Here is a 22,806-nt window from a genome sequence, read left to right as displayed (position 1 = left end):
ACGTGGACGCAGCGTAGACCCAGAACGGTCCCGTCCCGGAAGAGGGCCGACGGGGCCGGCGGGGGGATCGGCCGCCTCCCCGGCCGGAGCGGGGGCCCGGGCGATCGTGGTAGTTTCGTTCCACGGGCGCAGCCGTTGTATGCTGCTCCGGTTGCCCGATCCAGATCGGGCCTTCCCCCTGGCAGCGCCACTCAGATCCCACGATCCTGATCCCGGCGTGCCGGGATCAACCGTAAGTGCATCTGAAGTCTTTGGAGTGACCCGTGGCTGCCAACTGCGACGTCTGCGGCAAGGGGCCGGGCTTCGGCAACAACATCTCGCACTCGCACCGCCGTACGTCCCGCCGCTGGAACCCGAACATCCAGCGTGTGCGTACCGTGGTCGGCGGGACGCCGAAGCGCGTGAACGCCTGCACCTCGTGCATCAAGGCCGGCAAGGTCGCGCGCTGACGCAAGACGGCGCGCGGCCATCGCTGGTTCGCCGCACTGAGCCGGTCCACGACAGTGGGCCGGCTTTTTGCTGTGCCCGCGCGGCGACCGGCGCCGCCCGGGCGGCATGTGCCGGCCGCGCCCCCAACGGTGGTGGGCACCCCCTGGTCCCGCCGGGAGGCGCCCCCGTCCGCGGCCGTACCGCGGCCCCTGCGGCGGACGCTACGACTCGATGTCCGCGAAGTGGTCCCAGCCGCCCTTGCTGGTCCACGGCGCCCCGTCGACCGTCACCTGGGGCAGCGCCGACGGGTTGAGCACCTCGCCGATCACCTTCCAGCGGGCCGGCAGCTTCACGTCCGGTGGGAAGGTCGCCACGATCGCGTGGTCCTCGCCGCCCGTCAGCACCCACTGGATGGGGTCGACGCCCACGGCCTGCCCGATGTCGTTCATCTGGGAGGGGATGTCGATGGCGCCGGAGCGGATGTCGATCCGCACCTTGCTCGCCTCCGCGATGTGCCCGAGGTCGGCGATGAGCCCGTCACTGACGTCGCACATCGCGGTCGCGCCGAGGCCGGCGGCCGCCGGGCCCGCGTGGTAGGGCGGCTCGGGGCGACGGTGCGCCTCGACGAACGCGCGCGGCGAGCGGAACCCGCGGGAGAGCACCGCGTGCCCGGCCGCGGACCAGCCGAGCCAGCCGGTCACGGCGACGACGTCGCCGGGCTGCGCGCCGGCGCGGGTGACGGGCTCGTGGTTGCGCAGATCGCCGAGCGCGGTGATCGAGATCATGATGGTGTCGCCGCGCACCACATCGCCGCCGACCACGGCCGCGCCCGCGACCTGGCACTCGTCGCGCAGGCCGTCCATCAGCTCGGTGGGCCAGGTGGCGGGCAGTTCGGCGGGGACGACGAGACCGAGCAGCAGCGCGGTCGGCACGGCGCCCATCGCCGCGATGTCCGCGAGGTTCTGCGCGGCCGCCTTGCGCCCGACGTCGTACGCCGTGGACCAGTCGCGGCGGAAGTGCCGGCCCTCCAGGAGGATGTCGGTGCTCGCCACCACCCTGCGGTCGGGTGCGGCCACCACCGCGGCGTCGTCGCCGGGCCCGACCCGGACCGCCGGGGTGGTGGTGAGCCGGGAGGTGAGCTCCCTGATGAGCCCGAACTCGCCGAGCTCGCCCACGGTGCCCTTCATCGTCGTAGGTCCCCTATCTCTTGCCTGCCGGGCCCGGTCGCGAGCCGTCATCGTCGTGGATACGGTCGAGTGGACCGTCAACTTGTGTCGCCGGTGTTACCCGGCGCTCACGCCACAGCCCTCGCGGGTCTCCCCGCGGCGAGCAGCGACGCGATACCGTGGCGTCCCTTCTCCCCACATGATCCTCGTGGCCGCCCTGGAGGTTCCGTGGTACAGGCGTACATCCTGATCCAGACGGAGGTCGGCAAGGCGTCGACCGTCGCCGAGACGATCAGCAAGATCCCTGGGGTCATCCAGGCCGAGGATGTGACGGGTCCGTACGACGTCATCGTGCGCGCCCAGTCCGACACCGTCGACGAACTCGGCCGGATGGTGGTGGCGAAAGTCCAGCAAGTGGACGGCATCACCCGTACCCTGACCTGCCCGGTGGTGCACCTGTAGCCCCCGTCTACCCTTGGCCGGTGACCTCTTTCCGCCGCCGGCTCCATGGACTGCCCGCCCTCGCTCTGATGATCGCGGCGGCGAGCTGCTCCTCAAGCGACGACAGCCCCTCGGCCGCGGTTCCCACCCCGGACACGAAGGTCACGAAGCTGTGCCGGAACCTGGACAAGGTGCTGCCGCGCACGGTGGACGGCCTCGACCGGAACGATCCCGAGCCCCGGTCCGCGCTCACGGCGGGCTGGGGAAGCCCGGCGATCATACTGCGCTGCGGAGTGGCAAGACCCCCGGAGATGAGCGACCCGGAGGCGGACGGCGTGGAGGTGAACGGGGTCGGCTGGCTGCTGCAGAAACGGGACGACGGTTCGTTCCGTTTCACCACGACGCTGCGCAGAGCCTATGTCGAGGTGAGCCTGCCCCGGGAACGCACCGGCGACGGGCTGGCCCCGCTGACCGACCTCGCCGCCCCCGTCAAGAAGGCGATCCCCGAAGGGATCGCCGACTGAGGGGGCGGGGAATCAGCGCAGGCCCGTCGAGCGGTTCAGCGCCGTCTGGATGAGGCGGTCCACCAGTTCCTGGTATCCGACCCCGCTCGCCCGCCACATCTGCGGGTACATCGAGATCGGGGTGAACCCGGGCATCGTGTTGATCTCGTTGATCACGAACTCGCCGTCCTCGGCGAGGAAGAAGTCCGCGCGCACCAGTCCCTCGCAGGACGCGGCCTCGAAGGCGCCCACCGCGAGCCGCTGGACCTCGGCGGTCTGCTCCTCGGTCAGCGGGGCGGGCACGATGCCGGGGGTCGAGTCGATGTACTTGGCCTCGAAGTCGTAGTACGCGTGCGTGTCCGGCGGCGGGATCTCGGCGGGCACCGAGGCGCGCGGCCCGTCCTCGAACTCCAGGACGCCGCACTCGATCTCGCGGCCGCGCACCGCGGCCTCCACGAGGATCTTCGGGTCGTGCCGCTGGGCCTGGGCGATCGCCTCGTCCAGACCCTCGAGTCCGTCGACCTTGGTGATGCCGATCGACGACCCGGCGCGCGCGGGCTTCACGAACAGCGGCCAGCCGTGCTCACCCGCGAAGTCGACGATCTTCCTGCGGGCGGCGGACTCGTCGCGCTGCCACTCGCGCGGCCGGATCACCACGTACGGGCCGACCTTGAGCCCGAACGAGGTGAACACGCGCTTCATGTACTCCTTGTCCTGGCCCACGGCCGAGGCGAGCACACCCGAACCCACGTACGGGACGCCGGACAGCTCCAGGAGTCCCTGCAGGGTGCCGTCCTCGCCGTACGGGCCGTGCAGCATCGGGAAGACGACATCGACCTCGCCCAGCGCCTTGGGCACCGAACCGGGCTCGCTGTAGACCACTTCGCGGCTCGACGGGTCGACGGGCAGCACCACGCCGCCCTCCCGCGACTCGGCCAGGTCCTCGACGCTGGGCGTGCGGCGTTCGGTGATCGCCATGCGGTCCGGTTCGTCCGCGGTGAGCGCCCACCGTCCGTCCTGGGTGATACCGATCGGCAGGACGTCGTACTTCGTCCGGTCGATGGCGCGCAGCACCGCGCCGGCGGTGACCACGGAGATCCCGTGTTCGGAGCTGCGGCCGCCGAAGACAACGGCGACGCGGGGCCTGCGAGGCGGCTGCTCAGGGCTCTTGGGGAGGTTCTCGCTGCTCATATCGCGTTGAGCGTACCCGGTGGCAGAGCCCTGATACAGCGTCCCTCACGCGTGAGCCGACGGGGTGCGCCGGCGCCGGAAGCCCGGGGTCCCCCGCTCATGGGGGTCCCGCCGCCCGGGCGGAGCCGAGCGGGCGGAGCCGAGCGGGCGGAGCCGAGCGGGGGAGCGGTCGAGAGCGGGGGCGCGGAGGCCGGGGCCCGGAGTGGCTCAGCGCCGTTCGGGTTTCGCGCTGCGCGCCATGAGCTCCTTGAGCGCGACCACCGGCGGCTTTCCCTCGTGGACGATGCCGACGACCGTCTCCGTGATGGGCATGTCGACGCCGTGCCGGCGGGCCAGATCCAGCACCGACTCACAGGACTTGACGCCCTCGGCGGTCTGCTTGGTGACGGCGATGGTCTCCTCCAGGGTCATGCCCCTGCCGAGGTTGGTGCCGAAGGTGTGGTTGCGCGACAGCGGGGAGGAGCAGGTGGCCACCAGGTCGCCGAGGCCCGCGAGCCCGGAGAAGGTCAGCGGGTCGGCGCCCATGGCGAGCCCGAGCCGGGTGGTCTCGGCGAGTCCGCGGGTGATGAGCGAGCCCTTGGCGTTGTCGCCGAGGCCCATGCCGTCCGCGATGCCGACCGCCAGGCCGATGACGTTCTTGACCGCGCCGCCGAGTTCGCAGCCCACCACGTCGGTGTTGGTGTACGGCCGGAAGTACGGCGTGTGGCAGACGGCCTGGAGGCGTCGGGCGACGGCCTCGTCGGTGCAGGCGACCACGGCGGCCGCGGGCATGCGGGCGGCGATCTCCCGGGCCAGGTTGGGGCCGGTGACCACGGCGATGCGTTCGGGGCCGACCTTGGCGACGTCCTCGACGACCTCGCTCATCCGCATGGCGGAGCCGAGTTCGATGCCCTTCATCAGGGAGACGAGGACGGTCTCCGGCGCCAGCAGCGGCGCCCATTCCGCGAGGTTCCCGCGCAGGGTCTGCGAGGGGATCGCGAGTATGGTGAAGTCGGCGTCGCGGGCGGCCTCGGCGGGGTCGGTGGTGGCCCGCAGGTTCCCGGGGAGTTCCACGCCCGGCAGGTAGTCCGGGTTGGTGCGGGTGGAGTTGACCGCCTCGACGAGTTCCGCGCGGCGCGCCCACAGGACGACCTCGCATCCGGCGTCGGCGAGGACCATCCCGAAGGCCGTCCCCCAGGATCCCGTACCGAACACGGCCGCCTTGACCGGCTTGCTCACTTGCTCTCCCCCTCGTGGCGCCGCGTCCTGTGCTGCCCGGCGGACCTGCGGCGCTGTTCCATGCGTACCTCACGCGGATCGTACGGCCTCTCGGGCGCCTTCTCGCCGCGGATCTCCTCCAGCTGGCGGGTGACGGCGGCCATGATGACCTCCGTCACCTCCTTCAGCAGCTCGGGAGTCATCTCCTTGTCGTAGAAGCGCGCGAGGTCCACGGGCGGGCCGGCGAGCACGTGGTGCGTCTTGCGCGGAAGGGGGTGGGGTTTCTTGGCGTACGGCGGCAGCAGTTCGTTGGCGCCCCACTGGGCGACGGGGATCACCGGGCACTTGGTCTGCAGGGCGACACGGGCGGCACCGGTCTTGCCGGTCATCGGCCAGCCGGCGGGATCACGGGTGAGGGTGCCCTCGGGGTAGAAGGCGACGCACTCGCCGCGCTCCACGGCGTCGATCGCGGCCCGGAAGGCGCTGAGCGCGTCCGTGCTCTCCCGGTAGACGGGGATCTGCCCGGTGCGGCGCATCATGGCGCCGACCAATCCCTTCTTGAAAAGCCCGCTCTTGGCCAGGAATCGGGGAACGCGCCCGGTGTTGTACTGATAGTGCGCGTAGGCGAACGGGTCCACATGGGAATTGTGGTTCACCGCCGTGATAAATCCGCCGTCGGCCGGAATGTTCTCCATTCCGCGCCAGTCCCGCCTGAGCAGAACCACCAGCGGCGGTTTGCAGAGGACCGCTGCGAAGCGGTACCAGAAGCCGATTCTGCGGCGGGGCACGCGGACACCTTCCTCTAGGGACCCGGCACGGGAGCCTGGCACTGGGTTGCGGGCCGCACAAGTCTCGCCCCGGGCCCGCCCGTCTGTCGAGAACACCGTACGCCCGCCCGTCTGCCGCCACTGCCCTTGGACGGGCTCGGCCGCTGCTCACCGTGCGGCCCGCCCGGCGGACGGCCATGGGCCGCCGAGGCCGCCTAGGCCGCCGAGGCCGCCGGGTGACAATGGACGCGACAAGACAGGGACGGAGCGCTCGTGCAGTGGACTGTGGTCGTACCTCTGAAAGCCCTGGCGCGGGCGAAGAGCAGGCTCTCCGACACCGCGGCCGACGGACTGCGCCCCGGGCTCGCCCTCGCCTTCGCGCAGGACACGGTGGCCGCGGTGCTGGCCTGCGCGGCGGTGCGCGAGGCGGCGGTCGTCACGGACGACCCGCTCGCCGGGCGGGAGCTGGCGGCCCTGGGTGCGCGGATCGTCGCGGACGAGCCCGGGGACGGCTTGAACGCCGCGCTCGTCCACGCGGAGTCGGTGGTGCGGCGACAAAGGCCCGGGCGCGCCCTGGCGGCGCTCAACGCGGACCTTCCGGCGCTGCGCCCCGCGGAATTGGCCCGGGTCCTGGACGAGGCCGCCGCATTTCCGCGCGCCTTTCTGCCCGACACCGCGGGAATCGGCACGACGTTGCTGGCCGCCGCTCCCGGCCACGCGCTGCGGCCGGCGTTCGGCGCGGACTCGCGGGTGCGACACCGCGCCTCGGGTGCGCGGGAGCTCGTGCTCGACGCGGTGGACTCGGTGCGCCAGGACGTGGACACCGGCGACGACCTGCGCGCGGCACTGGCACTGGGCGTGGGACCCCGCACGGCGCTGGTGGCGGCACGGCTGCTCATCCCGGACGGGCCCACCGGCTGAGGGGTGGCGCCGCGGTCGGCCCGCCGGGCACCGGACGTCGCGGACGGCCTGTCCAGGAGGGGCCGCGGCTTCCCGCCGCGGTCCGGCGGTCGAGAGGCCGCCGTGGCGGTCGTCGGGCTTCCGCCGGGTCGATAGGCTTCCGTCATGCAGGCGACCGCGTACACCTACGACCCCGAGACGCGCACCGGTCAGGTGCTGCTCGACGACGGCACGCCCCTCCCCTTCGACGCGCCGGCGTTCGACGCGGGCGGGCTCAGGCTGCTTCGTCCGGGGCAGCGGGTGCGGATCGAGGCCGAGGGCGAGGGCGACGCCCGGCGCATCACGCTGGTGACCCTGCACACCTTCTGAGCCCGCAGGCAGACGGGACCCGGACACACCGCGGGCCGGGCTCCCCAGGGGAGTCCGACCCGGCGCGTGAGTGCCCGTGCGTCCCGGCTACCTGCGGGCGGCGCTCTTCTTGGCGGTGGTCTTCCGGGCGGCGGACTTCTTGGCCGGGGCCTTCTTCGCCGGGGCCTTCTTGGCGGCCGCCTTCTTGGCCGTCGTCTTCTTCGCGGTGGTCTTCTTCGCCGCCGCCGTGGTCTTCTTCGCCGTCGTCTTCTTGGCGGTGACCTTCTTCGCGGGCGCCGCCTTCTTGGCGGTGACCTTCTTCGCGGGCGCCGCCTTCTTCGCGGGCGCCGCCCTCTTGGCGGTGACCTTCTTGGCCGCGGCCTTCTTGACGGTGGCCGCGGCACCCCCGGTGAGGCTGCCCTTGGGTGCCTTCTTGACGGCGACCTCACCACCGCGCGGGAGCTTCTTGGACCCGCTCACCAGGTCCTTGAAGCCCTGCCCCGCGCGGAAGCGCGGCACAGAGGTCTTCTTGACCCGAACCCGCTCGCCCGTCTGAGGGTTGCGGGCGTAACGGGCCGGACGCTCGACCTTCTCGAACGAACCGAAGCCGGTGACCGAGACCCGGTCGCCTCCGACGACCGCGCGGACGATGGCGTCCAGGACCGCGTCGACAGCATCGGCGGCCTGCTGGCGGCCGCCCATCTTGTCGGCAATCGCTTCTACGAGCTGCGCCTTGTTCACGTCTTCCCCTTCGGAGACATCGCCAGAACGAAAGTGTTCAAGCTTTTTCGCACGTTAGGCAGATATATACCGCAAATCAAACACGAAACGGGCTTATCACCCTCGTGCCGCAACGGACTCGGCCGTTTCAGACTTCCTCTTCGGGGATTCGCTCCTCGTCGAGGTCGCCCATGAACCGCTCGAGGCGTCCGGCCGCTTCGGCGGGATCGTGCTTGGCCGCGGCCGTAAGGACCAGCAGCTTCCGGGTCAGCGCCATCCGTACGCCCTCCGGGACTTGCAGTGCACGCACCCTTGCGTGCGCTTTCTTGAGTTGGGCCGCGACCGCCGTATAGAGCTCGAGTTGGCCGTCGTTGTCCATGCACAGATTGTGCCATCTGGGGCGAGTTGTCGCCCCCGTCGGGGGGCAACTACCGCCTCCCGGAGGCTCTCCGAACACCTCGGGGCAGTGCGCCGCACAGACCCGGGTACCCCCGCAACAACCCTTCTAACCTGGGACGTTGCTGCGATTCGAGGCGGCGCACCGAGCCGGTTTCCGGCAGAAACGGCTGTACCCCCAACCGTCCACGATTGGGGGTACAGAGGGGTGTCGCGGTGGCTGAAACCAGCCCTTGCGGAGCCGGGTGTCAGACCTGGAGCGTCCTCGGCTTGTACGCCGGGCGGCCCGTCTCGTAAGCGGCGATGTCGTCCTCGTCCTGCAGGGTGATGGAGATGTCGTCGAGGCCGTTCAGCAGCCGCCAGCGGGAGTTCTCGTCCAGCTCGAAGGAGGCGGTGACGCCCTCGGCCCGCACCTCGCGGTTCTCCAGGTCGACCGTGATCTCCGCCTGCGGGTTCCGCTCGGTGAGCTCCCACAGGGCGTCCACGATCTTCTGCTCCAGGACGACCGTGAGCAGACCGTTCTTCAGCGAGTTGCCGCGGAAGATGTCGGCGAACCGGGAGGAGACGACCGCCCTGAAGCCGTAGTTCTGCAGCGCCCAGACGGCGTGCTCACGGGAGGAGCCGGTACCGAAGTCGGGCCCGGCGACCAGCACGGTGGCGCCCTGCCGCTCGGGACGGTTGAGCACGAACTCGGGGTCCTTGCGCCATGCCTCGAACAGTCCGTCCTCGAACCCGTCCCGGGTCACCTTCTTGAGCCAGTGGGCGGGGATGATCTGGTCGGTGTCGACGTTGCTGCGGCGCAGCGGGACGGCCCGGCCGGTGTGCGTGGTGAATGCTTCCATGGTTCTCAGACTCCAGCGGGCGCGGGGGCGTCGGACAGATCGGCCGGGGAGGCCAGGTGGCCGAGGACCGCGGTGGCGGCGGCGACCTGCGGCGAGACCAGGTGCGTACGCCCGCCCTTGCCCTGCCTGCCCTCGAAGTTGCGGTTGGAGGTGGACGCGGAGCGCTCCCCCGGGGCCAGCTGGTCCGGGTTCATGCCCAGGCACATCGAGCAGCCCGCGTGCCGCCACTCGGCGCCGGCCTCCTTGAAGACCACGTCCAGACCCTCGGAGACCGCCTGCAGGCCCACGCGCGCGGAGCCCGGGACGACCAGCATCCGTACACCGTCGGCGACTTTGCGGTCCTTGAGGACCGCGGCCGCGGCGCGCAGGTCCTCGATGCGGCCGTTGGTGCAGGAGCCTACGAAGACGGTGTCCACCGCGATGGAGCGCAGCGGCCGGCCCGCCTCCAACCCCATGTACTCCAGGGCCTTTTCGGCAGCGAAACGCTCCGATGCGTCCTCGTACGAAGCGGGGTCGGGGACGTCGCTCGAAAGCGGCGCGCCCTGCCCCGGGTTGGTGCCCCAGGTGACGAAGGGGGACAGCTCGGCGGCGTCGATGCGGACCTCGGCGTCGAATTCCGCGTCGTCGTCGGTCCGCAGCGTCCTCCAGTACTCCACGGCGGCGTCCCAGTCGGCGCCCTCGGGGGCGTGCGGGCGGCCCTTGAGATAGGCGAACGTGGTCTCGTCCGGGGCGATCATGCCCGCCCGGGCCCCGGCCTCGATCGACATGTTGCAGATGGTCATCCGGGCCTCCATCGAGAGCTTCTCGATGGCCGGGCCGCGGTACTCCAGGATGTAGCCCTGGCCGCCGCCGGTGCCGATCCTCGCGATGATCGCCAGGATCAGGTCCTTGGCGGTGACGCCCTCGGGCAGCTCCCCGTCGACCGTGATCGCCATGGTCTTCGGACGGGCCAGCGGCAGCGTCTGGGTCGCCAGCACGTGCTCGACCTGGGAGGTGCCGATACCGAAGGCCAGCGCGCCGAAGGCGCCGTGCGTGGAGGTGTGGGAGTCGCCGCAGACGACGGTCGTGCCCGGCTGGGTCAGGCCCAGCTGCGGGCCGACGACGTGCACGACGCCCTGCTCCACGTCGCCCAGCGGGTGCAGCCGGACGCCGAACTCGGCGCAGTTCTTGCGCAGCGTCTCCAGCTGGGCGCGCGAGACCGGGTCCGCGATGGGCTTGTCGATGTCGAGGGTCGGGGTGTTGTGATCCTCGGTCGCGATGGTGAGGTCGAGCCGGCGCACCCGGCGGCCGCTCTTGCGCAGCCCGTCGAACGCCTGCGGGCTGGTCACCTCGTGCAGCAGGTGGAGATCGATGTAGAGAAGGTCGGGCTCGCCCTCGGCGCGCCGGACGACGTGGTCGTCCCAGACCTTCTCCGCCAGTGTCCTACCCATCGCTTTCCCTTCGGCCGGCGCGAGCGCGTCGGCCCAACTAGAGATCGTGTGGAAGCGGCGCCCGCACCCCTGATTCCGGGAGCCCGCCGCCGGACCCGTCGGTCCGCGGGCCGCTGTGACCTCAAGGGTGGCGCGTTCCACGCGAAATTGAACTTGCGTTTCACAGAGTGAGACGCGAATATCGTTGCATGGACAACAGTAGCGGCGTCGGCGTTCTGGACAAGGCGGCCCTGGTCCTGAGCGCCCTGGAGTCCGGTCCGGCCACCCTCGCGGGTCTGGTCGGGGCCACCGGACTGGCACGACCCACGGCACACCGCCTCGCCGTGGCACTGGAGCACCACCGCATGGTGGCGCGCGACATGCAGGGCCGTTTCATCCTCGGCCCCAGGCTGGCCGAGCTGGCCGCGGCGGCGGGTGAGGACCGGCTGCTGGCGACGGCGGGGCCGGTGCTGACCCACCTCCGCGACGTCACGGGCGAGAGCGCGCAGCTCTATCGCCGCCAGGGGGACATGCGCATCTGCGTCGCCGCCGCGGAGCGCCTCTCGGGCCTCAGGGACACGGTTCCGGTGGGCTCGACGCTCACGATGAAGGCGGGCTCCTCCGCGCAGATCCTGCTGGCCTGGGAGGAGCCCGAGCGGCTGCACCGCGGTCTTCAGGGCGCCCGTTTCACGGCCACCGCCCTGTCGGGCGTCCGGCGCCGCGGCTGGGCCCAGTCCATCGGGGAGCGGGAGCCGGGCGTGGCGTCCGTCTCCGCGCCCGTGCGCGGCCCCTCCAACCGCGTGGTGGCCGCGGTGTCCGTCTCCGGCCCCATCGAGCGGCTGAGCCGGCACCCGGGCCGTATGCACGCCCAGGCGGTCATCGACGCGGCCGGCCGCCTGTCCGAGGCGCTGCGCCGCTCCGGCTGATCTTCCCGACGTCGTCGGGGAGGGCCCGCCTCAACGCCGCGGCGGGCCCTTCCCGATCCCCCGTCTCCCCCTCTCCCCCGTCCCCCGTCCCCCGGTCTCCCGGTCTCCCCCGTCAGACGGCCTTCCCGGCCCTCCCGGCCTCCCCGACCTCTCCGGCTTTCCCGGCCTCCCCGCTCGCACCCGACGAACGGTGCGCGAACCTCTCCGCGGCCCGCCGCCCCCGGCTCTCGACCGGCAGCACCCCCGTGGCCGCCGCGAGCCCGGAGGGCGGCATGTCGAAGTAGATCGACTCGTACGAGCCCTCGGGCACGACGTACGCCTCGTGCCACAGGCCGACATGTCCATGCACCTTGCCCGTGCGCTCCTTGCGGTTCGTGATCTCCCACACCCTGTGGTGGAACATGTCGGGCGAGGCGGCGTAGGCGTAGAGCTTCTCCTTCGACTCCCAGTACTGGACCACGTAGTAGGTCCGCGGCGAGGCCGTCAACAGAACACGCCCCAGCAGCCCCCGGTCCTTGTCCCGGGCGAGCTCCGCCAGCATGCGGAACATCGACAGCATCACCGGGAGCCACTGGTGGACGGCCCAGAAGTGATTGATGCGCATCCCGATCAGCAGCACGACGGCATCGCCCTCGACGGCCGCGGTGGTGCGTCCCCGGATCGGTTTCACGAACACGAACGACTCCTGACCTCGCTCGGATAGCAGCACTATCTTCTGCGGCAATGCTTGGATAGTTGCACTTACCAAGGAAGGGCGCAAGAGATGCGGCTGGCCCAGTTGAGCGAGCGCAGTGGCGTGTCCATCGCGACGATCAAGTACTACCTGCGCGAAGGGCTGTTGACGCCCGGCCACCAGATCAACGCCACGACGGCCGACTACGACGAGAGCCATCTGCGCCGGCTGCGGCTGGTGCGGGCGATGATCCAGATCGGCCGGATCCCGGTGGCGACGGTGCGGGAGGTGCTCGGACACGTCGACGACGACTCCCTGGGCCGCACGATCCGGCTGGGCGCGGCACTGTGGGCGCTGCCCCAGGTGCCCGAGCCCGACGAGGAGGACGACCACGTCCGGGCCGCGCACCACGAGGTGGACGATCTGCTGGACACCCTCGGCTGGCCGCACGCCAAGGCGCTGACCACCATCTCCCCGGCCTACCGTTCACTGGTGGTGGCGGTGGCCGCGTTCCGGCGGCTCGGCTACGACTGGGGGCCCGAACTGCTGGCGTCGTACGCGCGGTTGATGCACCAGGTGGCCATGCTCGACCTGGACTTCGTGGAGACGCATCCGTCGGAGGCCGAGAAGGCCGAGACGGCGGTTCTGGGGGTGGTCCTCGCGGAGCCGATCCTCCAGGCGCTGCACCGGCTGGCGCAGGAGGAGGAAGCGGCACGGCGGTACGGGTTCGAGTAGACCCTGCGGCCGGAACGCCGATGGGCCCCCGGCCGGAACCGGGGGCCCATCGATCGTCGTACGTACCCCCGACCGGATTCGAACCGGCGCTACCGCCTTGAGAGGGCGGCGTGCTAGGCCGCTACACAACGGGGGCGAGGATCCTGCGTTTCCGCAGGCCCGAGCTGGTCTACCTGGACTCGAACCAAGACTAACTGAACCAGAATCAGTCGTGCTGCCAATTACACCATAGACCAAAGGTGGTTTAGACCTTTCCGTACCCCCGACCGGATTCGAACCGGCGCTACCGCCTTGAGAGGGCGGCGTGCTAGGCCGCTACACAACGGGGGCCTTGGCGATCCCCACCCGGCGGAGAGCCGGGTTTTGTCCGCACGCGAACGACGGGAGCGACCCGAGTCGTCCTCGCGGGAAGGATCTGTACCCCCGACCGGATTCGAACCGGCGCTACTGCCTTGAGAGGGCAGCGTGCTAGGCCGCTACACAACGGGGGCTTGCGGATGAGATCCGCGGGTGCAGAAAAGCTCTGCGAGCTGGCCTACCTGGACTCGAACCAAGACTAACTGAACCAGAATCAGTCGTGCTGCCAATTACACCATAGGCCACTGGAACGCAAGCCCCGGAGGGGTTCTTGTTCTAGCTCGCGCTTCCGGTGACCGGCCCTTCGGCCCGACCCCGGCGGCGCAGGAAGAACATTACCCGAAGGTGGACGGCGCTCCAAAACGGGTATCCCCGCCGAGGACCGCGGGGAGTTCGGCGAGGGAGGCGATTCGGCGCAGGCCCGTGGGCCCTTCGGGCCGTGACGCCATGGGCGTGTCCGTGACGGTGCTCACGCCCGAACGGTCGATCCACACGGACAGCAGGCCGGCCTCGGCGGCGCCACGGCCGTCGATCTCCGGGTGGTCGCCGACGTAGGCCACTCGGTGCGGGGCGAGTTCCAGGGCGTCGCAGGCCGCGCGGAAGGCCCGGGCGTCCGGCTTGGAGAACCCCAGTTCGGCGGCGCACAGGACCGTCTCGAACCGGTCCCGCACGCCGAGGGCGCGCAGCTTGGGGTCCTGGACGTGGAGGCTGGAGTTGGAGAGCACGGCGTGCCGGTGGCTGGCGGCGAGGGCGTCCAGGACGGGCAGGACGTCGGGGAAGAGGGCCCAGGCGGACTCGTAGTGCGCCAGGTAGCGCCCGAACCAGGAGTCGGCCTCGTCGTCGGTCAGCTCCTCCTCCAGGAAGACCCGCACGCGGTCCCGGCGCTGTCCCTCGAACGAGGTCTCCCCGGCCGCGTACCGCGCCCACTGCCGGTCGGTGATCTCCCGCCACAGCGTGAGGGCCTGCTCCACGGTCTCGTACGCGTCCAGCAGGCCCTCGGCGGCCAGATGGCCGCGCATGCCCGCCCGGTCGGCGGTGGTGTAGTCGAAGAGGGTGTCGTCGACGTCCCACACGACAGCTGTGATCGGCATGCCTCCGACGGTACCGCCGCGAACGAGACGAGGGGCGGCACCCGATCGGGTGCCGCCCCTGCGCGCGAACGGGTCAGGCCGCCAGCTTCGCCAGCGCCGCGTCGAGGCGGGCCAGCGTCCGCTCCCTGCCCAGCACCTCCAGGGATTCGAACAGCGGCAGGCCGACGGTGCGGCCGGTGACGGCGACGCGGACCGGGGCCTGGGCCTTGCCGAGCTTGAGGCCGTGGGTCTCGCCGGCGGCCAGGACGGCCTCCTTCAGCGACTCGGCGGAGCTCCAGTCGGCCGCGTCGAGGTTCTCGCGGGCCGTGCGGAGCAGGGCGTCGCTGCCCTCCTTCATGGCCTTGGTCCAGGACGCCTCGTCCGACACCGGCTCCGGAAGGAACAGGAAGTCGACGTTGTCGGTGATCTCGGACAGGACCTTGACGCGGGTCTGCGCGTGCGGGGCGATCGCCTGCCACCTCGCCTCGTCGAAGTCCTCGGGCGCCCACGGCGCGAAGGGGGCCGTCAGCCACGGCGCGCAGCGCTCCGTGAAGTCCTTCACGTCGAGCAGCCGGATGTGGTCGGCGTTGATCGACTCGGCCTTCTTCAGGTCGAAGCGGGCCGGGTTGGGGTTCACGTCCGCGATGTCGAAGGCGGCGACCATCTCGTCGATCGTGAAGATGTCGCGGTCCGCGGCGAGCGACCAGCCCAGCAGGGAGAGGTAGTTGAGCAGGCCCTCCGGCAGGAAGCCACGCTCGCGGTAGAGGTTCAGCGACGACTGCGGGTCACGCTTGGACAGCTTCTTGTTGCCCTCGCCCATCACGTAGGGCAGGTGCCCGAACGCGGGCACGGACTTGGCGATGCCCAGCTCGATCAGCGCCTTGTAGAGGGCGATCTGGCGCGGGGTGGAGGAGAGCAGGTCCTCGCCGCGCAGGACGTGGGTGATCTCCATCAGGGCGTCGTCCACCGGGTTCACGAGCGTGTACAGGGGCGTCCCGTTCGCCCGTACGATCCCGTAGTCCGGCACGTTCTCCGGCGTGAAGGTCAGCTCGCCGCGGACAAGGTCGGTGAAGGTGATCGTCTCGTCGGGCATGCGGAAGCGGACGACGGGGGCGCGGCCCTCGGCCTCGTACGCCGCGACCTGCTCGGCGCCGAGCTCACGGCAGTGGCCGTCGTAGCCGGAGGGCAGGCCGGCGGCCCGGGCGGCCTCGCGGCGGGCGTCCAGCTCCTGCGTCGTGCAGTAGCAGCGGTAGGCGTACCCGCCGTCCAGGAGCCGGCGCGCCACGTCCTGGTAGACGTCCATCCGCTGCGACTGGCGGTACGGCGCGTGGGGGCCGCCGACCTCGGGGCCCTCGTCCCAGTCGAAGCCCAGCCAGCGCAGCGAGTCCAGGAGCTGGACGTACGACTCCTCCGAGTCGCGGGCCGCGTCCGTGTCCTCGATGCGGAAGACGAACGTGCCGCCGGTGTGGCGGGCGAACGCCCAGTTGAACAGGGCGGTGCGGACCAGGCCCACATGGGGGTTGCCGGTCGGGGACGGACAGAAACGTACGCGGACGTTCGCGTTAGCCACGCTTGATCACCTTGTTGGTGAGAGTGCCGATGCCTTCGATGGTGACGGCGACCTCGTCGCCGACACGGAGGGGGCCGACCCCCGCGGGGGTGCCCGTGAGGATCACGTCGCCGGGGAGCAGCGTCATGGCCTCGGAGATGTTCACGATCAGGTCCTCGACCGGGTGGATCATCTCGCTGGTCCGGCCGAGCTGGCGCTGCTCGCCGTTGACCGTGAGCTGGATGGTGAGGTCGGCCGGGTCGAGGTCGGTCTCCACCCAGGGGCCGAGCGGGCAGGAGGTGTCGAAGCCCTTGGCCCGCGCCCACTGCTTCTCGCGCCGCTGCACGTCGCGCGCCGTGATGTCGTTGGCGCAGGTGTAGCCGAGGATCACGTCCTTGACACGCTCGCGCGGGACCTCGCGGCACATGCGGCCGATCACCACGGCCAGCTCGGCCTCGTGGTGCAGTTCCTGGGAGAAGGAGGGGTACGCGATGCCGTCGCCGGTGCCGATCACCGAGGTGGACGGCTTGAAGAAGGCGAACGGGGCCTCGGGCACCTCGTTGCCCAGCTCCTTCGCGTGCTCCGCGTAGTTGCGCCCGAAGGCGACGACCTTGTTGGGGAGCACCGGCGGCAGCAGCCTGACCTTGCTCAGCGGCACCTTCGTGCCGGAGAGCTCGAAGTCCGCGAACGGGATGCCCTTGATGATGTCGAGGACGAGCTCGTCCGGCTTGTCGCCCTCGACCGCGCCGAAGGCGACGTTCCCGTCGATGGAGAACCTGGCGATGCGCACGGGATCCTTGCGCCCCTCACTGAGCTGGCTGGAGTCTGACGCTCCAGGCTAACGCGGCAGGGGGTGGGCGCCCCGCGCATTACGGGGGCCGGCGCCCGTCGTGTGCCGACCGGCGCCGCCGAGGCCGCGGGGCGCAGAACCGCGGGTGTGCTCCCGCACTACTCCGCGGCGGAGACCGGGGCCTCCATCAGGACGGTGCGCTTGGGGTTGGCGGTCCGGGCGGGAAGGTCGACGGAGGGTTCCGGCACCGCCGGTGCCTGCAGTTCGTCGGCGTCGGCGAGGTGCGCCAGCGTCGTGCGCCGCGGGTTGGCTATCGTGCGGAACATCATCGTGGTCTTCACTGTTCTCGTTGACCTTGTCGTCGCGGGCGCCCGGCGGCCCGCAAGGGGCGCCGCCGAAGCGCAGGTTGTCGGATTCGCCATCTCTGTAAAGCGCCAGGCTAAACATGCAATCCCCCGCGGAAGCGCCGAGGAGAGGCTGATCACCATGTGAGTTTGCTCACTGCCCCGCGAGCAAAAGGGTCGAATTCGACCGCCACGCCGCCCCGCGGAAACGGACATTGCTCTATTGAAGCCCGCATTCCGCTCCCGATCGCGGCGACGTGAGCATCGGGCACACGCCAACGGCTCGCGGAGATATGTCTGCTATGTGCGAGATAAACCTCTACACCTTGTGACCACATCCTCACACAGGGTCATGGTGGTCACTCGCTCGCCCATTGGCCTTGTTGGAGATCCGGCACTGTGCTGGAATTCCACGGACCGCCGCGGGTTCCAACCGGCGCGCAGGGGCGCAACGCAGCGCCGAGGAGCGGCGGGAAGGGGGAACCTGCGCCGGTCACTCACGACCACCTGAGGGGTGCGCTCATGGCGCCCCTCACGACGCCGACACCGCCCCGCCGTTCACGCGGAGGGGCGCCTGGTCCAGAGGTTGCGACGCTAGTGCAGGGACGTTTCAAGAGGGATGGCAGTGCTTCGGCGGAGCCGGAGCCGCACGGCGGGACCGACCGCGGTTCCTCGCCCCAGCACGCCCAGAACCCGGGATCGGCACCGGCCGGCGGCCCTGAGCTGCCCGGGCGTTCCGGTGCGTCCTCGGACTCCACACCACCGCCCGCGCCGCCCAAGGCCGCTCCCCCGGTCACGGCGGGCACGCGAATAGCGCTGCGCAACTGGCGTATCTCGACCCGCCTCGTCTCGCTGCTCGCGCTCCCCGTGGTCGCCGCCACCTCGCTCGGCGCCCTGCGCATCAGCGACTCCATGGACGAGATCCAGCAGCTCGACAACATGAAGCTGCTGACCGACATGACCAGGCAGGCCACGCAGCTGGCCGAGGCGCTGCAGGAGGAGCGGGACCAGTCGGCCGGTCCCCTCTCCAACGGCGCTTCGGGAGCCGACCTGGGGGTCAAGGGGGTCCGCGACAAGACGGACCGGGCCCGCTCCGGATTCCTGGAGGGCACCCAGACGCTCAGCGAGGCCGCCGACAAGGGCCAGCTCTCCGGCGTGCGCGACAACGTCGTGGGCATCGCGAGCGAGCTGAGCAACCTGAGCGCCATCCGGGCCAACGCCTACAAGGACGCGAAGAACTCCACCCAGACGGTCGAGGCGTACCACCGCCTGATCTCGCAGTTGCTGAGCCTGTCGCAGGACATGGCGCAGGCCACCAGCAACCCGGAGATGATCCAGCGCACCCGCGCCCTGACGGCCTTCTCCACCGCCAAGGAGTACGCGTCCGAGCAGCGTGCGGTCATCGCCGCGGCCCTGCCCGACAACGACGCCAAGTTCGGCGACCTCTCCGAGAACGACCGCCAGTACGCCCTGTCGGCCCTGGACAGCCAGGGGTCCGAGCTGGACAGCTTCAAGAGCATCTACGGCGACGCCGCCGAGGACCTGACGAAGCCGATCGACCAGGGCAGCCCGACGATCCTCGAGGCGGACAAGTACGCCGACCGCGTGCTGAAGAGCTCGACCGGTCTGCGCTCGCAGCCCAAGCGCTCGTACCGGGACTGGGTCGACGCCGACACGTCCAAGATCGAGCAGATGAAGAAGATCGAGGGCACGCTCCTCGAGGAGATGGAACAGAAGGCCCGCGAGCTGCGCAGCGCGTCCGAGCGCGAGGCCCTCATCTCCGGTGCGCTGATCCTCCTCGTCCTCGGTGTCTCCCTGGTCGGCGCCTTCGTCGTGGCCCGCTCCATGATCCGCTCGCTGCGCCGGCTGCAGGAGACCGCGACCAAGGTCGCCCAGGACCGCCTGCCCGAGCTGGTCAAGCAGCTGTCCGAGGCCGACCCGCAGGACGTCGACATGTCCGTGGAGTCGGTCGGTGTGCACTCCCGGGACGAGATCGGCCAGGTGGCCGCGGCCTTCGACGACGTGCACCGCGAGGCGGTCCGCCTCGCCGCCGAGCAGGCCCTGCTGCGAGGCAACGTCAACGCGATGTTCACCAACCTCTCGCGCCGCTCCCAGGGCCTGATCCAGCGCCAGCTGTCGTTGATCTCCGAACTGGAGTCCCGCGAGGCCGACCCGGACCAGCTGTCCTCGCTGTTCAAGCTCGACCACCTCGCGACGCGTATGCGCCGTAACGGTGAGAACCTCCTCGTCCTCGCCGGTGAGGAGCCCGGTCGCCGCTGGACCCGCCCGGTCCCGCTGGTCGACGTGCTCCGCGCCGCCGCGTCCGAGGTGGAGCAGTACGAGCGCATCGAGCTGGCCGCGGTCCCGGCCACCGAGGTCGCCGGCCGGGTCGTCAACGACCTCGTGCACCTGCTCGCCGAGCTGCTCGAGAACGCCACCTCGTTCTCCTCCCCGCAGACCAAGGTCAAGGTCACCGGTCACGCGCTGCCCGACGGCCGCGTGCTGATCGAGATCCACGACACCGGTATCGGTCTGTCCCCGGAGGACCTCGCCGCGATCAACGAGCGGCTGGCCTCGCCGCCCACGGTGGACGTCTCCGTCTCCCGCCGCATGGGCCTGTTCGTGGTCGGCCGGCTGTCGCAGCGCCACGGCATCCGCATCCAGCTGCGCCCGTCCGACTCCGGTGGTACGACCGCGCTGGTCATGCTCCCGGTCGATGTCGCCCAGGGCGGCAAGAAGCCCGGTCCGGGCAAGCCGGGCCAGGGCGGCCCGCAGTCCGGCGGCCCGGCCGCCGCGCAGGCCGCCGCCGGTGTGGCCGCGGCCCGCCGTCAGGCACAGCAGGGCGGTCCGTCCGTCGGTGCCGGCGCGTCCGCGGGCGGTTCCGCGCTCGGCGCGCCCCCACAGCGTGGGCAGGTGGGTGGCGGCCAGGGTCCGCGCGCCGCGCTGCCCGGCAGCGCGGCGGGCGGCCGTCCCGGCGGCCCGCAGGGTCCCGCTCCGCAGCAGGGCCGGCCGGCCCCGGCGGGCACGGGTGCCGGCGCCTTCGCCGCCTTCGGTCAGGGGGCGCCCGGCGCCTTCGGTCAGGGCGCCCCCGGCGCCCCGCAGGGACAGCAGCCCGCCCAGGCCTTCCAGGGATCGGGGCCGGGCTCCCGTCAGGGCGGCTTCGGCGACGGCGGCTCGGGCATGCGCCCGGCCGGCTTCGGGGACGACGCCCCCTCATCGGCACCGCAGCAGCAGGGGCAGCAGCAACAGCAGCCGCAGCAACAGCAGCCCAAGGGGCGCATCGGCCGCCGTCGGCCGCAGCTGCCCGGGCGCGGCGGCCCACGTGCCGAGCTGCCCGGTGGCAACCCGCAGCAGCAGCGCACACCGAGCTGGAGCGACGAGAACGCGCAGCCGCCGATGCCGCGCGCCTCGCTGGACACTCCGCGCGGCCACGAGGAGCCGGACGCCCTGTCCTCGACCTCGCCGATGCCCCGCATCGACGACCGTCAGGGACCCGCCTCGACCGCGGAGGTCCCGCGCGTCGACGACCGCCAGGGTCCGGCCTCCACCGCCGGATTCCGGCGACCGGACTTCAACGCCCCGCGTCCCGGCGCGGGGGCGCCGAACAACGGCGGGCAGTTCGTCCGCTCGGACGTCTTCGGCGGTACGGGCGGCGGGACGGGTCAGTTCCCGCCCGGCCGGGGTCAGGACACGGGTGGCTTCCCGGCGCCGGGCCGGGCCCAGGACCCGTCCTCGACGGGCCAGTTCGCCTCGCAGGGGTACGACAACTCGTCCACGGGCCAGTTCCCGTCCCAGGGGTACGACAACTCCTCCACGGGCCAGTTCGCCTCGCAGGGGTACGACAACTCCTCCACGGGCCAGTTCCCGTCCCAGGGGTACGACAACTCCTCCACGGGCCAGTTCCCGTCCCAGGGGTACGACAACTCCTCCACCGGCCAGTTCCCGTCCCAGGGGTACGACAACTCCTCCACCGGCCAGTTCCCGTCCCAGGGGTACGACAACTCCTCCACCGGCCAGTTCGAGCGCCCGCAGAGGGGCGGCGACGGCTACGGCGGCTACCGGCCGCCGGCCGAGCCGGAGCCCCAGCGTCGTCAGGAGCCCGAGGCCCTGCCACCGGCGACGAGCCCCGGCGACGGACGCACTCCGCTCTACGACACGCTCGAGACCAACTGGTTCCGCGGTGACCAACGGCAGGGCAACGGCTCGGTGCCGCCGGCCCCGCAGCAGCCCGCCGAGCCCCCCCAACGTCCGGCCCCTCCGGCCTGGCGCAGCTCACCGAACGACGAACTCGTCCGCCAGGCCGAGCGCGTGCGGCAGCCCGCTGCCGGAGGCGTGACCACCTCCGGCCTGCCGCGCCGGGTCCCGCGCGCGAACCTCGTGCCGGGCACGGCCCAGCAGCAACAGCACCACACCGGTCCGCAGGTATCGCGTGCGCCTGACGACGTGCGCGGCCGGCTGACCAATCTCCGACGGGGCATCGCACAGGGTCGCCAGGCCGGTGGCCCTCAGACCGGCAGCTTCCCCAGCCCCTCTCACCAGCAGGAGCGTTAGTTGAGCCAGATGAGCCAGGCGGCACAGAATCTCAACTGGTTGATCACCAACTTCGTGGACAACACCCCTGGGGTGTCCCACACCGTCGTCGTGTCCGCCGACGGTCTCCTTCTGGCCATGTCGGAAGGCTTTCCGCGCGACCGCGCCGACCAGCTCGCGGCGGTGGCCTCCGGGCTCACCTCACTGACGGCAGGCGCCTCCCGGATCTTCGAGGGAGGCGACGTGGCACAGACGGTCGTCGAGATGGAACGCGGTTTCCTCTTCCTGATGTCCATCTCCGACGGCTCGTCGCTCGCCGTGCTCGCCCATCCCGACTGCGACATCGGCCTCGTCGGCTACGAGATGGCCCTTCTGGTCGACCGTGCGGGAGCGGTACTCACACCCGATCTGCGCGCCGAACTCCAGGGCAGTCTCCTCCACTGATCGGCCCCGGTACCACCCGTCTCACCAAATCACCGTCCGGCCGCCACAATCCCCCCACCGGCCTCGTCCGACGGCACGACTGACCGACTTGCTGTCCCGCCCGGAGGATCAATGACCCCGCCCACCGCCTCTCATGATCCGTACGCAGAGCCGTACGGGGACGAGGGCGACCAGCCGCTGGTACGTCCGTACGCGATGACGGGCGGCCGGACCCGGCCGCGCTACCAGCTCGCGATAGAGGCGCTGATCAGCACGACCGCCGATCCGGCCCAGCTGATGGGGCTCCTGCCGGAGCACCAGCGGATCTGCCACCTGTGCCGCGAGGTGAAGTCGGTGGCGGAGGTGTCGGCGCTTCTGGGCATGCCGCTCGGCGTGGCACGGATCCTCGTCGCGGACCTCGCCGAGGCCGGGCTCGTCGCGATCCACCAGCCCGGTGGCGACGAGAACAACGGCGGCGCGCCGGACGTGACACTGCTCGAAAGGGTGCTCAGTGGACTTCGCAAGCTCTGACGGAGGTCGGGCGACCACCTCCGCGAAGATCGTGGTGGCGGGCGGCTTCGGCGTGGGCAAGACCACGTTCGTCGGCGCCGTCTCGGAGATCAACCCGCTGCGCACGGAGGCCGTCATGACGTCCGCGTCCGCGGGCATCGACGACCTCACCCACACCGGGGACAAGACGACCACGACGGTCGCCATGGACTTCGGCCGCATCACCCTGGACCAGGACCTGATCCTGTACCTGTTCGGCACGCCCGGCCAGGACCGCTTCTGGTTCATGTGGGACGACCTGGTCCGCGGCGCGATCGGCGCCGTGGTGCTCGTCGACACCCGGCGCCTGGCCGACTGCTTCCCCGCGGTCGACTACTTCGAGAACAGCGGCCTGCCCTTCGTCATCGCCCTCAACGGCTTCGACGGGCACCAGCCCTACACTCCCGACGAGGTGCGCGAGGCACTCCAGATCGGGCCCGACACCCCGATCATCACCACCGACGCCCGTCACCGCGCGGACGCGAAGAGTGCGCTGATCACGCTGGTGGAGCACGCCCTCATGGCACGTCTGCGGTAGGACAAGTCGGCGG

General features: G+C 71.1%; 24 protein-coding genes and 5 tRNA genes. 11 read left to right on the top strand and 18 right to left on the bottom strand.

The features are described 5' to 3' along the window. Positions 1–263 precede the first annotated feature (263 nt). A complete protein-coding gene (gene rpmB, locus ACFYMU_RS14625) occupies positions 264–449 on the top strand; it encodes a 50S ribosomal protein L28 (RefSeq protein WP_220646355.1) in 186 nt (61 codons plus the stop codon). A 201-nt stretch (positions 450–650) separates the two neighbouring features. Here rpmB and ACFYMU_RS14620 read toward each other — a convergent pair whose 3' ends face one another. Beyond that, the gene (locus tag ACFYMU_RS14620) at positions 651–1,616 is read right to left on the bottom strand and encodes a thiamine-phosphate kinase (RefSeq protein ID WP_381080379.1); all 966 of its coding nucleotides are present in this window, start codon (positions 1,614–1,616) and stop codon (positions 651–653) included. Positions 1,617–1,823: 207 nt separating this feature from the next. Here ACFYMU_RS14620 and ACFYMU_RS14615 point away from each other — a divergent pair, with 207 nt between their 5' ends. Then, positions 1,824–2,057 carry an Lrp/AsnC family transcriptional regulator gene (locus ACFYMU_RS14615; protein ID WP_019328745.1) on the top strand — a complete coding sequence of 78 codons (234 nt, stop codon included), beginning with the start codon at positions 1,824–1,826 and terminating at the stop codon, positions 2,055–2,057. Positions 2,058–2,077: 20 nt separating this feature from the next. Further along, positions 2,078–2,560 carry a DUF3515 domain-containing protein gene (locus tag ACFYMU_RS14610; RefSeq protein ID WP_388372642.1) on the top strand — a complete coding sequence of 161 codons (483 nt, stop codon included), beginning with the start codon at positions 2,078–2,080 and terminating at the stop codon, positions 2,558–2,560. Positions 2,561–2,572: 12 nt separating this feature from the next. Here the strand turns inward: ACFYMU_RS14610 and ACFYMU_RS14605 are convergent, their stop codons facing one another. The 3 genes from ACFYMU_RS14605 to ACFYMU_RS14595 all read right to left on the bottom strand — a co-directional run bounded on the left by ACFYMU_RS14605 (position 2,573) and on the right by ACFYMU_RS14595 (position 5,715). Next, positions 2,573–3,730, bottom strand: a complete 1,158-nt coding sequence (locus ACFYMU_RS14605; protein ID WP_388372640.1) for a D-alanine--D-alanine ligase family protein — start codon at positions 3,728–3,730, stop codon at positions 2,573–2,575. A gap of 207 nt (positions 3,731–3,937) precedes the next feature. Next, complete coding sequence (locus ACFYMU_RS14600; RefSeq protein ID WP_388372638.1) at positions 3,938–4,948, bottom strand: NAD(P)H-dependent glycerol-3-phosphate dehydrogenase; 1,011 nt, start codon at positions 4,946–4,948, stop codon at positions 3,938–3,940. Then, the gene (locus ACFYMU_RS14595) at positions 4,945–5,715 is read right to left on the bottom strand and encodes a lysophospholipid acyltransferase family protein (RefSeq protein WP_388372636.1); all 771 of its coding nucleotides are present in this window, start codon (positions 5,713–5,715) and stop codon (positions 4,945–4,947) included. The genes ACFYMU_RS14600 and ACFYMU_RS14595 overlap by 4 nt, the downstream gene beginning before the upstream one ends. Before the next feature lie 252 nt (positions 5,716–5,967). Here ACFYMU_RS14595 and cofC point away from each other — a divergent pair, with 252 nt between their 5' ends. Next, on the top strand, positions 5,968–6,615 hold the full coding sequence (cofC, locus tag ACFYMU_RS14590; protein WP_388372634.1) for a 2-phospho-L-lactate guanylyltransferase: 648 nt from the start codon (positions 5,968–5,970) through the stop codon (positions 6,613–6,615). A gap of 144 nt (positions 6,616–6,759) precedes the next feature. After that, on the top strand, positions 6,760–6,963 hold the full coding sequence (locus ACFYMU_RS14585; protein ID WP_388372633.1) for a hypothetical protein: 204 nt from the start codon (positions 6,760–6,762) through the stop codon (positions 6,961–6,963). Positions 6,964–7,050: 87 nt separating this feature from the next. Here the strand turns inward: ACFYMU_RS14585 and ACFYMU_RS14580 are convergent, their stop codons facing one another. From ACFYMU_RS14580 to leuC, 4 genes are all read right to left on the bottom strand, one after another. Continuing rightward, positions 7,051–7,683, bottom strand: coding sequence for an HU family DNA-binding protein (locus ACFYMU_RS14580; protein ID WP_388372631.1), 633 nt, complete (start codon positions 7,681–7,683; stop codon positions 7,051–7,053). A gap of 127 nt (positions 7,684–7,810) precedes the next feature. Next, positions 7,811–8,041: a hypothetical protein gene (locus ACFYMU_RS14575; RefSeq protein ID WP_388372629.1), complete on the bottom strand. Its 231-nt coding sequence runs from the start codon at positions 8,039–8,041 to the stop codon at positions 7,811–7,813. Between the two features lie 265 nt (positions 8,042–8,306). Next, complete coding sequence (gene leuD / locus ACFYMU_RS14570; RefSeq protein WP_388372627.1) at positions 8,307–8,900, bottom strand: 3-isopropylmalate dehydratase small subunit; 594 nt, start codon at positions 8,898–8,900, stop codon at positions 8,307–8,309. 5 nt (positions 8,901–8,905) lie between these two features. Further along, positions 8,906–10,330: a 3-isopropylmalate dehydratase large subunit gene (gene leuC, locus ACFYMU_RS14565; protein WP_388372625.1), complete on the bottom strand. Its 1,425-nt coding sequence runs from the start codon at positions 10,328–10,330 to the stop codon at positions 8,906–8,908. 188 nt (positions 10,331–10,518) lie between these two features. Between leuC and ndgR the strand changes: the two genes are divergently transcribed. Continuing rightward, a complete protein-coding gene (gene ndgR / locus ACFYMU_RS14560) occupies positions 10,519–11,235 on the top strand; it encodes an IclR family transcriptional regulator NdgR (RefSeq protein ID WP_388372624.1) in 717 nt (238 codons plus the stop codon). A 112-nt stretch (positions 11,236–11,347) separates the two neighbouring features. Here ndgR and ACFYMU_RS14555 read toward each other — a convergent pair whose 3' ends face one another. After that, positions 11,348–11,911: a DUF4188 domain-containing protein gene (locus tag ACFYMU_RS14555; RefSeq protein ID WP_388372622.1), complete on the bottom strand. Its 564-nt coding sequence runs from the start codon at positions 11,909–11,911 to the stop codon at positions 11,348–11,350. An 87-nt stretch (positions 11,912–11,998) separates the two neighbouring features. On the opposite strand from ACFYMU_RS14555, the gene ACFYMU_RS14550 reads away from it, so the two are divergent. After that, positions 11,999–12,643 carry a MerR family transcriptional regulator gene (locus ACFYMU_RS14550; RefSeq protein WP_388372620.1) on the top strand — a complete coding sequence of 215 codons (645 nt, stop codon included), beginning with the start codon at positions 11,999–12,001 and terminating at the stop codon, positions 12,641–12,643. 63 nt (positions 12,644–12,706) lie between these two features. Here the strand turns inward: ACFYMU_RS14550 and ACFYMU_RS14545 are convergent. The 9 genes from ACFYMU_RS14545 to ACFYMU_RS14505 all read right to left on the bottom strand — a co-directional run bounded on the left by ACFYMU_RS14545 (position 12,707) and on the right by ACFYMU_RS14505 (position 16,750). Continuing rightward, positions 12,707–12,779: transfer RNA gene (locus ACFYMU_RS14545), tRNA-Glu, on the bottom strand. Positions 12,780–12,807: 28 nt separating this feature from the next. Continuing rightward, positions 12,808–12,879 (bottom strand) — tRNA-Gln (locus ACFYMU_RS14540). A gap of 21 nt (positions 12,880–12,900) precedes the next feature. Next, a tRNA-Glu gene (locus ACFYMU_RS14535) sits at positions 12,901–12,973 on the bottom strand. A gap of 88 nt (positions 12,974–13,061) precedes the next feature. After that, positions 13,062–13,134, bottom strand: a tRNA-Glu gene (locus ACFYMU_RS14530). Positions 13,135–13,173: 39 nt separating this feature from the next. Then, positions 13,174–13,245 (bottom strand) — tRNA-Gln (locus ACFYMU_RS14525). Positions 13,246–13,335: 90 nt separating this feature from the next. After that, complete coding sequence (locus ACFYMU_RS14520; RefSeq protein WP_388372619.1) at positions 13,336–14,091, bottom strand: HAD family hydrolase; 756 nt, start codon at positions 14,089–14,091, stop codon at positions 13,336–13,338. Positions 14,092–14,164: 73 nt separating this feature from the next. After that, complete coding sequence (gene gltX, locus ACFYMU_RS14515; protein WP_388372617.1) at positions 14,165–15,640, bottom strand: glutamate--tRNA ligase; 1,476 nt, start codon at positions 15,638–15,640, stop codon at positions 14,165–14,167. Next, a complete protein-coding gene (locus ACFYMU_RS14510) occupies positions 15,633–16,409 on the bottom strand; it encodes a fumarylacetoacetate hydrolase family protein (protein WP_388372615.1) in 777 nt (258 codons plus the stop codon). The genes gltX and ACFYMU_RS14510 overlap by 8 nt, the downstream gene beginning before the upstream one ends. A gap of 158 nt (positions 16,410–16,567) precedes the next feature. Further along, positions 16,568–16,750 (bottom strand): hypothetical protein, encoded by a 183-nt coding sequence (locus ACFYMU_RS14505; RefSeq protein ID WP_388372614.1) that lies wholly within the window; start codon positions 16,748–16,750, stop codon positions 16,568–16,570. Positions 16,751–17,350: 600 nt separating this feature from the next. Here ACFYMU_RS14505 and ACFYMU_RS14500 point away from each other — a divergent pair. The 4 genes from ACFYMU_RS14500 to ACFYMU_RS14485 all read left to right on the top strand — a co-directional run bounded on the left by ACFYMU_RS14500 (position 17,351) and on the right by ACFYMU_RS14485 (position 22,793). Next, entirely contained in the window at positions 17,351–21,304 is a 3,954-nt protein-coding gene (locus ACFYMU_RS14500) for a nitrate- and nitrite sensing domain-containing protein (protein WP_388372613.1), read from the top strand. Positions 21,305–21,313: 9 nt separating this feature from the next. Next, positions 21,314–21,727 carry a roadblock/LC7 domain-containing protein gene (locus tag ACFYMU_RS14495; RefSeq protein ID WP_123999246.1) on the top strand — a complete coding sequence of 138 codons (414 nt, stop codon included), beginning with the start codon at positions 21,314–21,316 and terminating at the stop codon, positions 21,725–21,727. Between the two features lie 111 nt (positions 21,728–21,838). Further along, positions 21,839–22,237 (top strand): DUF742 domain-containing protein, encoded by a 399-nt coding sequence (locus ACFYMU_RS14490; protein WP_381087049.1) that lies wholly within the window; start codon positions 21,839–21,841, stop codon positions 22,235–22,237. Beyond that, positions 22,218–22,793, top strand: a complete 576-nt coding sequence (locus tag ACFYMU_RS14485) for an ATP/GTP-binding protein (protein ID WP_054219273.1) — start codon at positions 22,218–22,220, stop codon at positions 22,791–22,793. Before ACFYMU_RS14490 ends, ACFYMU_RS14485 begins: the two co-directional genes overlap by 20 nt. The last annotated feature ends 13 nt before the right edge of the window (positions 22,794–22,806 follow it).

It is taken from the genome of Streptomyces sp. NPDC007264 (assembly GCF_042869095.1).
Taxonomy (GTDB): Bacteria; Actinomycetota; Actinomycetes; order Streptomycetales; family Streptomycetaceae; genus Streptomyces.
Note: the sequence above shows the minus strand (reverse complement) of the source record. Positions and strands in the feature narration are given on the sequence as shown.

Bases quoted from the DNA above. Each gene is read 5' to 3' on its own strand.
- leuD (WP_388372627.1), bottom strand. From the start codon at position 8,900: ATGGAAGCATTCACCACGCACACCGGCCGGGCCGTCCCGCTGCGCCGC.
- ACFYMU_RS14605 (WP_388372640.1), bottom strand. From the start codon at position 3,730: ATGAGCAGCGAGAACCTCCCCAAGAGCCCTGAGCAGCCGCCTCGCAGG.
- ACFYMU_RS14490 (WP_381087049.1), top strand. From the start codon at position 21,839: ATGACCCCGCCCACCGCCTCTCATGATCCGTACGCAGAGCCGTACGGG.
- ndgR (WP_388372624.1), top strand. From the start codon at position 10,519: ATGGACAACAGTAGCGGCGTCGGCGTTCTGGACAAGGCGGCCCTGGTC.
- leuC (WP_388372625.1), bottom strand. From the start codon at position 10,330: ATGGGTAGGACACTGGCGGAGAAGGTCTGGGACGACCACGTCGTCCGG.
- ACFYMU_RS14620 (WP_381080379.1), bottom strand. From the start codon at position 1,616: ATGAAGGGCACCGTGGGCGAGCTCGGCGAGTTCGGGCTCATCAGGGAG.
- ACFYMU_RS14495 (WP_123999246.1), top strand. From the start codon at position 21,314: ATGAGCCAGGCGGCACAGAATCTCAACTGGTTGATCACCAACTTCGTG.
- ACFYMU_RS14520 (WP_388372619.1), bottom strand. From the start codon at position 14,091: ATGCCGATCACAGCTGTCGTGTGGGACGTCGACGACACCCTCTTCGAC.
- ACFYMU_RS14575 (WP_388372629.1), bottom strand. From the start codon at position 8,041: ATGGACAACGACGGCCAACTCGAGCTCTATACGGCGGTCGCGGCCCAA.
- ACFYMU_RS14550 (WP_388372620.1), top strand. From the start codon at position 11,999: ATGCGGCTGGCCCAGTTGAGCGAGCGCAGTGGCGTGTCCATCGCGACG.
- ACFYMU_RS14585 (WP_388372633.1), top strand. From the start codon at position 6,760: ATGCAGGCGACCGCGTACACCTACGACCCCGAGACGCGCACCGGTCAG.